The following is a 13,545-nucleotide window of genomic DNA, read 5'->3' on the forward strand; positions in this document are numbered from 1 at the left end:
CTTATCAAGAATATAACTGCTATATTTTTAATTTTAAGGAACAGTCAAATTCCCAGAAGGGAATAGGGAACAGGGAACAGGGAACAGGGAACAGAAAAGAATAAAAAACTGCATCTTATCAAGAATATAACTGCTATATTTTTAATTTTAAGGAACAGTCAAATTCCCACATCTGATTCCTAATTTTTATATATTGTCTGCAAAGTTTTAAAACTTTATATAGCGTTTCCCAAGCTTGTGAGGTACAGTTATATTTTTGTCTTTTTATTACCCTGTTTCCTGTTCCTTATTCCCTATTCCCTCAAACCTAAAATTTTGTACCTCACCAGTATGGGAATTGCTATAGTAGGAGATTATTAATCGTAAAAAATTTCCTTATCTTCAATCAAGTACAGTTTTAACCAGAGGTAATTATCCATTATTCATTATCCATTATCAATTAATGAACCTTTGTCTCTTGCTTTTTACACCCAGGAAATTTATTTGCTACGACTACTTAATAGATATCTTCTTAAACTGAAAGTCAAATAAATTAGTTAGGATACAAGAGTTATCAATTTTCATGCTTGGGAAAATGCAATTTATTTAATATAGCAACCCGCTCATTGGTTGTGACAATTTTTATAATAGTTAATTTGAGCTGAAAACCATGAAAATTCTGACTCCTGACTCCTGATTCCTGACTCCTGTAAGGGCGAACGGGCGTTTTGCTCCGCAACATGAAACGCCCCTACCACCACCCAGTTACAATACTAGGGTTGCTATATCTATTTATTTTATTTATTTCACATGAAAAAGCTAATTGTAATTACAGGAGTAAGTCGAGGTTTAGGTAGAGCTATGACTGATGAATTTATTAATTTAGGTCATACTGTTATAGGTTGCGCTCGTTCTAAATCTGCTGTAGAAAATTTAACTAATAAATATGCTAATCCACATCAGTTTAGCTGTGTGAATGTAGCAGATGAAAATTCTGTGCAAGAGTGGGCGAGTCAAACATTAACTAATTATTCACCGCCAGATTTATTAATAAATAATGCAGCCATAATTAATCAACCTGCACCTATTTGGAAAGTTGATAGTGAGGAATTTTCCCAATTAATTGATATTAATATTAAAGGTGTGGCAAATGTGGTACGTCATTTTGTGCCAGCTATGATTTCTAGGGGAAGTGGTATTATTGTTAATATTACTTCTGGGTGGGGGCGTTCCACTTCTCCACAGGTAGGGCCATATTGTGCTTCTAAGTGGGCAATTGAAGGTTTGACTCGTGCTTTAGCTCAGGAGTTACCCTCAGGAATGGCTGCTATTCCTCTTAACCCAGGAATTATTCATACTGATATGTTAGATATTTGTTATGGAGAGGAGGCAAAGTCTTTTACCCCTGTCGAGTCTTGGGTGAAAAAGGCTGTTCCTTTTTTGTTGAATTTGAAACCAAAGGATAATGGGATACCTTTGACTGTATCTTAAAATTTGATACCTACTAAACCGACACAGCTAAAACTGTGCAGAGCGCTTTTTTCGTATAGTTCCTCTTATAGCAAGGCTTGAGAATTTTTTTCTAGTGCAACATTTATAGCGGTTTTCACAAAGGTAGACTACAAAACTTCTGCCTTCTACCCTCTCAATTATGCCTTTGAGTAAAAATTTTTGTATTCTATGTTAATGAAAAGTGCTATAAGGTGTGTTAGTCCAGTAGGAAATTTCCACTATCCATCTATATCTTAAAGGTGCTTGATAAAATGAATTAACTATTGCTATATACGCAATAGTCGAGAAGTTTGACTATTCATCTCCCATGTCGGAGTGCTTCATAAAATGTTTTGACTCTTGCTATATACGCAATAGTAGAGAAAATTTCACTATCCATCTATATCTTGTAGGTGCTTCAGGAAATAAAATTATTATGGCTCTATACGCAATAGTAGAGAAGTTTGACTATTCATCTCCCATGTCGGAGTGCTTGAGAAAATGAATTAACTATTGCTCTATACGCAATAGTAGAGAAAATTTCACTATCCATCTATATCTTGTAGGTGCTTCAGGAAATAAAATTATTATTGCAATGTGCGCAATAGTAGAGAAAATTTCACCACCCATCACCTCTGGCTGGGTGCTTCAGAAAATGAAACTATTATTGCAATGTGCGCAATAGAAGAAAAATTTCACTATCCATCACCTCTGGCGGGGTGCTTCAGAAAATGAAACTACTATTTCTCTACAGGTAATAGTAGAGAAAATTCTACTACTCATCCCCATCTCGCAGGAGCTTCAGAAAATGCAACTATTATTGCTCTATACGCAATAGAAGAAAAATTTCACCACCCATCACCTCTGGCGGGGTGCTTCAGAAAATGAAACTACTATTTCTCTACAGGTAATAGAAGAGAAAATTCCACGACTCACCTCCATCTCGCATGCGCTTCAGAAAATGAAATTATTCTGACTCTACAGTAATAGAAGAGAAATTCCACGACCCTCCTCCATTTCGCATGCGCTTCAGAAAATGCAACTATTATTGCTCTATACGCAATAGAAGTATTGGACTGACACAGCTAAAACTGTGCATTAGCTTTTAACGTGAAAATTCTTACTTTTGACTTTTGAGTTTTGACTTTTGAATTCTAATGCGGATGAAGGGACTTGAACCCCCACTTCCGAAGAAACTAGAACCTAAATCTAGCGCGTCTACCAATTCCGCCACATCCGCATAATTTTAATATAACACACAAATCAAAATTTTTTACAGTTACTCCTAGTTTTTTATTATATATTGCTCTGCTGATTAAATCTCAAACCATTAACAATAAAGGCAACTGGCTTTTTGGGTGAAAAAATTACTCCCCTACTTCCCCACTCCCTCGCTCCCCCACTCCTTTCCTCCCCTGCAAAATATAAGCCTTCATTTGCCCCTTACCTTTTATATCAATAAATCCCCGTTCTGCAAATAAAAATTTTGGCTGCAAAATCTGATAAGTTGTCTCTGTCAATTGGATAACTCCTGGTATACCATGAGACTCCATACGACTCGCAATATTTACAGTATCACCCCATAAATCGTATATAAATTTTTTACGTCCAATTACACCAGCCACCACTGGACCAGTATTAATACCAATACGGATACGAAAGTCTTGTTTATGCTCATCAGCAAAGCGCTCTACTTCCTCTAGTATATCTATAGCCATCAGAGCGATCGCCTCAGCATGATTTTCCATTGGTTTGGGCAACCCACCCACAACCATATAAGCATCCCCAATAGTTTTAATTTTCTCTAAACCATACTTTTCTGCTAATAAATCAAACCTAGAAAAAATCTCATTCAACCAATAAACTAATTTCTCAGGATGAGCAAAACTTGCTAACTCGGTAAACCCGACTAAATCTGCAAATAAAACTGTAACTTCAGCAAACCCTTCTGCAATTGTCTCTTGATTTTCTTTCAATTTATCAGCAATAGGTTTAGGCAGAATATTTAACAATAATTTCTCCGACTTTTCCTGTTCCAAAAGTAAAGCTTTTTCTGCTTTTTTCCTTTCAGTTATATCACGACAAAGAGCCAAGATTAAGTTACCATTGCCTGCTTTTAATAAACCGAGACGTATCTCTACTGGAAAAGTTGTAGCATCTTTGCGTTTGTGAATTCCTTGTATAGTTATAGGTACGCCCGGAGTCATATTTTGCCACTTCTTATAAACCTCTTCTGATAAAAAACTTGCATCAATATTTTCTACATAAAAATTCAATAACTCTGCGCGAGTATATCCTAAACTTTGACAGGTACTTTGATTTACATCAATAATTTTTCCTTGCAAATCGTGAATAATAAAAGCATCTGCTGCTTGTTCCATAACAGCTCTGAATTTTTCCTCACTTTCTCGCAAAGCTGTCTCTGCTAATTTGCGCTCAGTTATATCTCGTATAGCACTTACTCTATGTTGATTACCACGATAAAAAAATACTTTAGCCTCTATTTCTATAGGAAAAGTAGAGCCATCTTTTCTCAGTCCAAACACTTCATAAGGTTTTTCATATCCAGAACTCAGATTTTTCCATACTAAATCTCGATATTTTGAGTCAATTAACTCCAATCCATTCATCCCAATCATTTCCGATAATTCATATTTAAACATTTGCATAACTGCTGTATTTGCATCTACAATTTCTCCTTGTTCGTGAATAATAATTCCTTCAAAAGTTGCTCTAGATAAACTCCTAAATCTTTGTTCATTTTCTTTAAGCTTTGCCTCTGATTCCTTTCTTTCAGAAATATCTCTAAAAGTTCCTGTGTAGAATTTTTTTTGATTTAATTTAGCTTCCCTAACAGCAATTTCCATCGGAAATAAATAACCATCTCTACGAATACCGACTAATTCGTAAATATTTCCAGTCTCAGCAATTTTAGATATCAGTATTTCTGTGTAATAATTTTTTTTCTTAATTTTTTTTTCTATCTCTAAGAGATTGTTTGTAAAGGAAATATAAAAAGGAGATAGGGAACAGGGAACAGGGAACAGGGAACAGGGAACAGGGAATAGGGAATAGGGAATAGGGAATAAGGAGGAAGAAATCAAGACAAATATTTGTCGCTTAAAAATCTAGGAATATATGTACTGAATACTTCTCTACCTACCAAATTTCAATCTCTTGAAGTATTACCGCTTTTAGATTTTAGTCACTCGCATGTTCTCTTAATACTTATTTTACAAACAGTCTCTAAGTCTGTTTGAGTATCTGCTAGATTTTCCTCTAATAAATGAATAAAACTAGGAAAAGAAGATTGCCAATTTTCAGGTTTAATATCCTGAAAATCAAATTTATAACAAGCATCTATAATTTCTCTAGTGGGAGCAGATATCAAATTTGGGTTAAGCCATAATTTTAATGGTTCTACTATTAACTTTTTTGTTTCCCTAAATAAATCATCACTATCCATCTTTTCCATAGTCAATGGATTAATAGTAAAGTCAGCTATTTGATAAATAGGGATTCCTGCTAATTCTTTACTTTTGTAGCCAAAAATTGTCTCGGCGCTAGGATTTACACTAATAATTTCTAATCCTGGTTTAGTAAAAGTAATAATTGCATCTGTAGCGACTTTAATAATGGCATCATTTCTCGCAGTAACCACCTCTAAAGCATCCATAACCTGATTATATCTTTCAGCAATTTGACCAACTGAAGTAAAAGGTTCTACAGGCACTCGTAAACTTAAATCTTTTGTCATAGCTTGAGAATTCATGACTCGAAATAAATCTAATATTTCTGTTTTCGCATGGTGTTCAGAAACATTTAAACCTATATGTTCATCTTCTCTAGAAACTCGCAATAAAAAAAACTTATTTGTAATTAATAAAATTGGATATACAACACAAAATCCTAATAGAAAAGCTGCACAAACCCCTAATAATTGAACTGTGAATTGTTGACTTAAACTAAGACCAGTACCTAATACCTCTGCCTTCCCAAATAAAGCTACTGCTAAAGTTCCCCAAATACCTGCACCGAGATGAACTGGAATAGCTCCAACAGCATCATCCACACCAATTTTTTCTAAAGCTTCCTCTACCAACATAGTTACTATGCCACCAATAACACCAATGATAATTGCAGAAAAAGCTGTAACCGCATGACAAGCTGCTGTAATCGCAACTAAACCAGCTAAAGTTCCATTGATAAGTAGCTCAACACCAGGAATTCCTCTGATATACCAACCAATGCCAAGAGCAGTCATCATTCCTGCTACACTGGCAAGAACTGTATTGACAATAATGCCTGCTACTTGTCCATTTAATGCCAGGGTACTTCCACCATTAAACCCAAACCAACCAAACCAAATCAGCATTGCTCCCAAAACTGATAGGGGTAAATTGGAACCATGAATTTTTTCTGGTGGGCGATCGCGAGGAAATCTGCCAGTACGAGGCCCAATGACTAATAAAGCTGCCAAAGAAACCCAACCACCAATACTATGAACAACAGTTGAACCTGCAAAGTCAATAAAACCACGTTGTCCAAGCCAACCTGTTGATAAGCCTATATCAACTCCATTCCAAGCCCAATGACCAAATATGGGATAAATAAAACCTGAAACTACGGAGGCAACAAATAGATAGGCAGCAAATTTCATCCGTTCAGCCACAGCACCAGAAACAATAGTTGTAGCTGTGCCACAGAACATAGCTTGGAATAAAAAGAAGGCCGCGTCAAAAGGTTGCACATCCGTTGCCAAGAAGAAATTACTATGGCCAACTAATCCAGAATATGAAGCTCCAAACATTAAGGCAAATCCAAAACCCCAAAAACAGGCAACTGAAATACCAAAATCAGTTAAGTTTTTAATGGCAACATTAATGCTATTTTTTGACCTAGTAAGTCCCGATTCTAAACACATAAATCCAGGCTGCATTAGAAATACTAACCCAGAGCAAAATAAGAGCCACAAAATATCAATTGCTTCGTAGGTAGACTGAGATTGTGAGGTTGATATATTGTTAAATATGGGTACATTTTTTCTCTTAATAACAGTTTGAGGATTATAGAAGTTTTGGGGTTTGATAAAATATTCTTCTGAAGATTGAGAAAAAATGGATTTTTCTGGTTGAAACTTAGAATTTTTCCATACTTTACCTTCTTTGATATAAGTTAGTTGTTGATGATTATCTATATATATATTTATTACTGACCCGTATAAAATGGTTAATGTTAGAGCCAGAAAGAATAAAATAATCCCTAAAATAGATTTTCGACGCATGGATTCGGGTCTTAGACCTTTATTTAGTTGGTTTTGTAGTAAGCATTTTCTCTGGAATGCTGCCCATTCATGTCGCACAGCGAAACAGCAGTCAGTTGTTAACTATTTGTTACTAGCACAATAGAGATCAAAAGTGGGAATTAGTATTGAGAAGCATCTAAAAAATTAAATCTAAAAAATCAAAATCATGGGCAATCAAAGAAATGAAATAAACTGATACATTTACCGATAAAATTATAGAAATCCTCTAGACTGAATTTCCAAATTTGCCGTTGATTTTTATAGCTGAATACTTAAGTTGTGTATAGGAACATAAATTTATTTTTATTTGATATAAATATATAGCAATCCTATTTTATTTGTATATAAAAATCTTACTGCTTTTAGGGAATAGTGAACAGGTAGAAGTTTCAGTTTTTTTATCTACTTTTTGATTTGTCACAACCTATTTAGGATTGCTATAGTAGATATTTGAGGTTTTAAAAAGTAGAATATAATAATTATTATATTGGTAAATTACAAATTTATAGGTGTGATAAAATACTTAAAAACTTAACATATAAAGAATAAAAACAAATCTGCCGTTTCACAATCAGGAACGATCGAATCCGAAAGTAGATATTTGTAGATATTTTTGGATAAATCTTTTTTCAATATATATACAGTTGAAAATCTATTATCATTCTCTAATGTTAAACCCCACAAATCTACTTAATGACTCCGAAAAATACTGTATTCAAATTCAATATAGAGGAGAATTTTTAACTTTATTCAAAGTTAATTTTGGTAGTATTTAAGAATACAGAAGTCCCGATATTGAAGTTAGTACAATAGATGCTCTGAGGTTAAAGCTAATTATATATCTATAATAAGTATATCATATTTTTAACCCAATATACTGAATATTCATAGACATAACAAAGCAATCAGCGATTTTTATATTTTTCGCTGATTGCTCTTCATAAAGTTGACATATTTTTGCTCTAATTATGGTCTGATAGGTAGTAAATTATCAGACAGTAAAAGTATGAGTTAGTTAAGTTGACTCTTACTTCTGACTGAAAGCTGCCCAGGTCTTTTGATTAACTATCCCATCAGCCTTAATTCCTTGAGATTTTTGAAATTCTTTAACTGCTCCTGTAGTTTTCACTCCAAATACTCCATCAATTGGCCCTGGATTAAAGCCCATTTTTTCCAGACGAATTTGTAGGGTTTTGACTTTAGAACCCTTGTCTCCTTTGGCTAATATCTTTTCTACTTGGATTGGTGAGTTTGACCTTGAGATTAATGGTTTCTGTTTCGGGGTGGTTGAACGAGAGGCAAATGATGGTTGGGCTAAAGCTGTCCAAGTGGCCTCATCAACGATACCTGTGACACTGAACCCCGCGGACTTTTGAAAAGCTTTCACTGCTTTTGTTGTACGGGCACCAAATACGCTATCTACAGCACCTGGGTTAAAACCTCTAGCTTGCAAACGTCTTTGTACTGCCCATACTTCTGCACCTCGGGAACCCTCTGATATATTCTTTTGATTTTTTTGTTTTTGAGGAGCACCGGAATAGAAAGGTTTAGAGAATAGTTCAGGTTGAGTAGGTTTACCAAAAAATCTAGAATTTCTTGGAATAAAAGGTATCAGAAAATTTTTATTTTTTTGTTTTTGTGGCAATTTACTTTTGATTCTATCTGGTTGACCAAGGATAGAATCATTGGAATTTAATTTACGAATTAAGTTTCCTTCTTTTTCTGTTGTCAAATATTTTGTTTTATTAGAGGCAATTGCCCTGTTGGGGGTCAAGCTAAACAGGGCGACTAAACTTAATAGAGTAGTAATAGTAGGGACACGCATCATAATAATTTTGTTGTGATGATTACTGTTTTTGACTGAAAACCCTGACTCTTAATCAAATAACTTTAGTGACTTTTGCAATTCAGACTTTAGCTACAATTATTTAAGGCTAAAAACCCACTATAGCTATATACTTAATATTATCATCTTCTATACATTTTCAAATGATATATGAAACAGAATCCTGATTTCTGATAACCAGAAAAAATATCTTGAGATATTTCCTATTGTTGCCTGTTTTCTTTTCCCTGTTTCCTGTTGTCATTAATCCTAAGTTTAAATCTCGGACTGGAAATACTAAAATATTATGATATGAAACTTTTTGTATATTTTTTTGTATAGCCTTTCCCAAGTTAATGAGGTACAGTTGTTTTTCTTCTTTATTTATTCCTACGGAACCAGAATTACTACTCCCTACTTCCTATTCCCAGTTAAGTGTTCCCTAAAACCAGGGAATTTTGTATCTCACGCTTTTTGGGAATTGCTATACTGGATTTAGTTATTGTTAATTACTTGAGTTAATCTAATTATCCGGAATGAGTAATTAAATACTTACCTGTCATCACCCCCTAGGTATATTATACCAACTGGCAATTTTATCAAACTGCATTTGTTGGAAACAGCTTAAGGGGGAACAGGGAATAAAGATTTATCTTCAATAATTAATAATTACCTCTTAATTTTTAAGAAATTGATAAATTTTTTCTACAAATAGCTGGGCTATTTCTTAGGAGTCAGGAGTCAGGAGTCAGGAGTCAGGAGTCAGGAGTCAGAATGAATAGCTTCGGTGCGATTTGTTAGTTCATAAATCATCTTTTTAGTCAAAGGGACATCTCCTGTAAAATCTTTATTATCGCTCTTATTATTCGTAACATTCTTTTTTCAAATTGGTATTATGAAATAGTCAAGAAACATATTAATAGTGAAGTTGTGATGAATTTTTGGGATAAATTTAGTCATAACTTGTTCCAAAGAACTGTAGTCACAATGGAACAAGCTTCAATTCAAAAAGAGCGAGCGCATGCTGAATAAATTAGAAGAATGGAAGTCAAAAAAATTAGAAATATTTTGGTTGCCGACCTATTCACCTAAACAAAATATAATTGAAATATTATGGAAATTTATCAAATATGAATGGATTGAAGTAGGGGATACTCCAAAACTGGAATAGCTTACTTCAATATCTCGAAAAAGTGCTTGATAATTTAGGAACAAAATATGTAATTAATTTTGCATAGGTACTTAACTTTTAACTTCCGTGAAACGGTATAATAGCGAGTAATTATGATTTCGATTTCCTATATGTAGCAAATATTTATCGCAGGCTATATGATAATTTTTTGAATGACAATTAAAAAAACTCTATTTTAAGTATCAAGGCTAAATTATTTGTGATTTATATACTGACTATTCAGTTATATTTCATATTGCTTATATTGCTAGCCCTTCTCTTGGATCTGTCGTTGAGGTGGGGTAATACCGATGTTACCAGTTAAAGTATTCCCTACCTCCACAAAATCTTGAATTATTAAATCAGTAATCAGCCAAAAATATTAGAGCAAAAATCTTAATCTCAGCTTTATCAAAACAGAATTCAGGAGTCAGGAGCCAGAATTCAGAATTGAATTCTGTGCAACTGGCGGATGAATAAACGGGTTTAAGACCCCCACTAAATCGAAGATTTAGTGGTCTTCAATTAGTGGTGGGTCTGAATCCCCCACTAATTGATTCTGACTCCTGAATTCTGACTTCTGAATTCTTCTTCAATCCCTGTTTTGAAGAAACTTTTTCATCAAGCAACAATTGGAAGTTTAAGATGATATATATTACTATATTTATCTTGAATGTAACGGATAAACGGAGCAATACTCAAAGATTTACCTGTTACCCGATTAATTAGTTCATTTGCGGTATACTTACGACCATGTTGATAAATATTGTGTTTCAACCATTTATGTAGAAGAGTAAAATTACCTCGTTCAATACCAAAACTAATTTCGGGGTCAAATTTAACTGAAGCCTCATAAATTTGAGCAGCTATTAAGTTCCCTAAAGTATAGCCTTGAAACATTCCGCCAACCATGTCTCCATACCAATGTACATCTTGCATTACCCCTTCACTATCATTGGCAGGAACAAGACCTAAATCTGTTTTGTAACGTTCATTCCAAGCTTCGGGAAGATCTTGAACAGCTAACTTCCCCTCTAACATAGCCAACTCTAAATCAAATCTAATCATCACATGAAGATTGTATGTTACCTCATCAGCATCAGTACGAATGGGCGACTTCGCCACCTTATTAATAGCCCGATAAAATTCGGAAACAGAAACATGACTGAGCTGCTTGAGGAAAATCCCTTGTAGTTGGGGATAAAAACATTCCCAAAATCCACGATTACGACCCACCATATTTTCCCACAATCTGGATTGGCTTTCATGGATACCACTAGAGCTTCCTTCGGCAAGGGGAGTACCCTCTAATTCCAGAGAAATACCTTGTTCATATAAAGCATGGCCTACTTCATGGATGGTACTAAATAGGGCTTCAGTAAAGTTATCTTCATATACACGGGTTGTAATACGAACATCCCCAATAGAAAAGCTAGAGGTAAAGGGATGAGGTGTTTCATCTTGTCGCCCCCGTTGAAAGTCAAAGCCAACACGTTCGATGACAGTATGCCCAAACTTTAGTTGTTGTTCTTTTGGATAATGTTGATACAGACAAGAGTCGTCTATAGGTGGGGCGGAGGTAATAGCTTCAACAATGGGTAGTAATTTTTGGCGCAGCTCGTTAAATAGAGGGCGGAGGATGGAGACTGTCATACCTTCGTCTACAAAGTCGATGAGGGGATCGGCAATGTGTTGGTGGGGGAAAAAGCTGGCTAGTTCCCGACTTAGCTCTAATGTTTTTTCTAAGTACGGTTGTACTAGAGAGAAGTCTTTGAGTGATTTGGCCTTAACCCAGGTTTCATAAGATACAGCTTGATGTTGACAGAATTTGGCCATAAATTCTGAGGGAACTCGGATGGCACGCTCATAGTCTCGGCGAGTAACGCGGATTAGACTGGCTTCGGTGGAGTCGTAGGGGAGGCTTTTTTCGTAGGGGCGGAGGTCTTCGAGGAGTTGGCCTATGGTTGGGTCGGTAAATTTTTCATGGGCAAATTCTTTAAGGGTGGCTATTTGTCGGCCTCTGGCATAAGTTCCTCCAGTGGGCATATAGGTGGTTTGGTCCCAATTTAGTACGCAGGCGGCGACTTCTAAGTCTTGTATTTGGCTAAGACGGTTTTTGAGTTCTAGATATTTTGGTTCACAAAGACTAATGGTTGACATAATGAGGATATAATGTTATTTGGTTTGAGTTTTATTAATGTTTTGGTTATTAGGTGGGGTTAAATATATTAGGTTTATGGTAAACTGCATTCTAACTAATTCAGTATAAGTATAGGCAAGTTTACACTTTGGATTTTTTTTAGGAGTCAGGAGCTAGGAGGGGGAAATCTCCTGAATGGTTGCATGTGATTTTACTGTAACTAGATTTTTTGAATTTGCTCTAGTATGATAATTATCATAATGGTGATATATAAAGTTTTGGGTTGTAGAAAACTAGGGATGTATTAAACAAGAAAAATAGATGTATTTTAACTAATCTCTGAAAGGCTAGATTTTTTTGATAATTAGGTAGGGGTAATTATAACGTAACTATGTGGGCAGCGATTGGAACTCTTGGAGAAAAGTAATATCAATTATTTTTGGGAATTTTAAAGTAGTTTCCATTTTTCTAATTATTGATGCCAACCTATTTAATTGTGGAGAAATATTAGGGTAAGTTTTCTGTGTGGCGATCGCTTTTGAAGAAGTTAGAAGTTAGAAGTTAGAGGTCAGAAGTAATTCCTGAATGAGTTTGAGTATTTATAGTGCTAGGGAATAGGGAATAGGGAATAGTAGGATGAAAGGGTTTCAGGATTTATGAATGTCTTAACTTTAATGGGTAACGCTATATAAATGTCTGCCTCTTATTTCCGTAGCGCTATAAGAGGGAAGAGAGAATATAAAAAAAGTGCTATTAGTGTAGAAAATTTGGCGTGAGGTTTTTGTTTGGCATCCCTCACTTTTTCGATTATTTGCCAAGTAATATTGATGATTTATTATTTGGTTTCTGTGTGGGAGTTATCTGTCTGAGAGAGTAAGGTTTTTATCTGAGGATTTTCTAATAGTTTTGCTGCATCTGCTAATAGTTTCTCGCCCCAAAGTTCTTTTTTGAGGCGTTGTAAGTTTCCCCAATTTTTATCTAATTTTAGTGCTGCTTCAGCCATTGCTAAACCTTGTGGAATTTCACCTTTGTTATAGAGGGCAACTCCTATTGCTAATTTAGGTTCCACAAATTGGTTATTAATTTCAATTGCAGTTTGCCAATGTGCTATTGCTTCATCTATTTTTCCCATTTCATATTTAACTAAGCCAAGATTACTAATAGAAAATTCATAGTCTGGTTTAATTTCTAGAGATTTTTCATAGGCAGTAATTGCTTGTTGATAAAATTTTAACTGCAAGAAGACATTACCTTTACCAAACCAAGCATAGTGATAGTCTGGTTTGATTTCTATAGCTTTTTCATAAGCAACAAGAGCCTGTTCATATCTTTCTAAATTTATCAGTGCAATACCTTTACGATTCCAAGCATACTGATAGTCTGGTTTAATTTCTATAGCTTTTTCATAAGCAGCAAGAGCCTGTTCATATCTTTCTAAATTTTCCAGTGCAATGCCTTTACCAAAGCAAGCATAGTGATAATCAGGTTTAATTTCTATAGCTTTTTCATAAGCAACAAGAGCCTGTTCATATCTTTCTAAATTTATCAGTGCAATACCTTTACGATTCCAAGCATACTGATAGTCTGGTTTAATTTCTATAGCTTTTTCATAAGCAGCAAGAGCCTGTTCATAT

6 protein-coding genes, 1 tRNA gene and 1 pseudogene are annotated in these 13,545 nt (G+C 34.8%); 2 read left to right on the forward strand and 6 right to left on the reverse strand.

Translation table 11 applies throughout. The annotated features are described in order from the left end of the window. Positions 1–789: 789 nt before the first annotated feature. Positions 790–1,470 carry an SDR family oxidoreductase gene (locus tag ACP6PM_RS14255; RefSeq protein ID WP_426585655.1) on the forward strand — a complete coding sequence of 227 codons (681 nt, stop codon included), beginning with the start codon at positions 790–792 and terminating at the stop codon, positions 1,468–1,470. Between the two features lie 1,158 nt (positions 1,471–2,628). Here ACP6PM_RS14255 and ACP6PM_RS14260 read toward each other — a convergent pair. The 4 genes from ACP6PM_RS14260 to ACP6PM_RS14275 all read right to left on the reverse strand — a co-directional run bounded on the left by ACP6PM_RS14260 (position 2,629) and on the right by ACP6PM_RS14275 (position 8,603). After that, positions 2,629–2,710: transfer RNA gene (locus ACP6PM_RS14260), tRNA-Leu, on the reverse strand. Between the two features lie 127 nt (positions 2,711–2,837). Next, a complete protein-coding gene (locus tag ACP6PM_RS14265; protein WP_426585657.1) occupies positions 2,838–4,574 on the reverse strand; it encodes an adenylate/guanylate cyclase domain-containing protein in 1,737 nt (578 codons plus the stop codon). A 101-nt stretch (positions 4,575–4,675) separates the two neighbouring features. After that, positions 4,676–6,832: an ammonium transporter gene (locus ACP6PM_RS14270; protein ID WP_426585659.1), complete on the reverse strand. Its 2,157-nt coding sequence runs from the start codon at positions 6,830–6,832 to the stop codon at positions 4,676–4,678. Between the two features lie 970 nt (positions 6,833–7,802). Beyond that, positions 7,803–8,603, reverse strand: a complete 801-nt coding sequence (locus tag ACP6PM_RS14275) for a peptidoglycan-binding domain-containing protein (protein WP_426585661.1) — start codon at positions 8,601–8,603, stop codon at positions 7,803–7,805. A 1,009-nt stretch (positions 8,604–9,612) separates the two neighbouring features. Between ACP6PM_RS14275 and ACP6PM_RS14280 the strand changes: the two are divergent. Beyond that, a pseudogene (locus ACP6PM_RS14280) lies at positions 9,613–9,771 on the forward strand (transposase); the annotation flags it as partial. 621 nt (positions 9,772–10,392) lie between these two features. On the opposite strand, the gene ACP6PM_RS14285 reads toward ACP6PM_RS14280, so the two are convergent. Both ACP6PM_RS14285 and ACP6PM_RS14290 read right to left on the reverse strand, forming a co-directional pair. Continuing rightward, positions 10,393–11,931 (reverse strand): carboxypeptidase M32, encoded by a 1,539-nt coding sequence (locus ACP6PM_RS14285; protein ID WP_426585663.1) that lies wholly within the window; start codon positions 11,929–11,931, stop codon positions 10,393–10,395. Between the two features lie 815 nt (positions 11,932–12,746). After that, the coding region (locus ACP6PM_RS14290) for a tetratricopeptide repeat protein (protein ID WP_426585665.1) at positions 12,747–13,545 on the reverse strand (799 nt) is incomplete at its 5' end.

The sequence above is a fragment of the Dapis brunnea BLCC-M229 genome (genome assembly GCF_050015995.1).
Taxonomy (GTDB): Bacteria; Cyanobacteriota; Cyanobacteriia; order Cyanobacteriales; family Microcoleaceae; genus Trichodesmium.

What these genes read in the sequence shown, in the direction of transcription:
- ACP6PM_RS14255 (WP_426585655.1), top strand. Translation starts at nt 790, where the DNA reads ATGAAAAAGCTAATTGTAATTACAGGAGTAAGTCGAGGTTTAGGTAGA.
- ACP6PM_RS14275 (WP_426585661.1), bottom strand. Translation starts at nt 8,603, where the DNA reads ATGATGCGTGTCCCTACTATTACTACTCTATTAAGTTTAGTCGCCCTG.
- ACP6PM_RS14285 (WP_426585663.1), bottom strand. Translation starts at nt 11,931, where the DNA reads ATGTCAACCATTAGTCTTTGTGAACCAAAATATCTAGAACTCAAAAAC.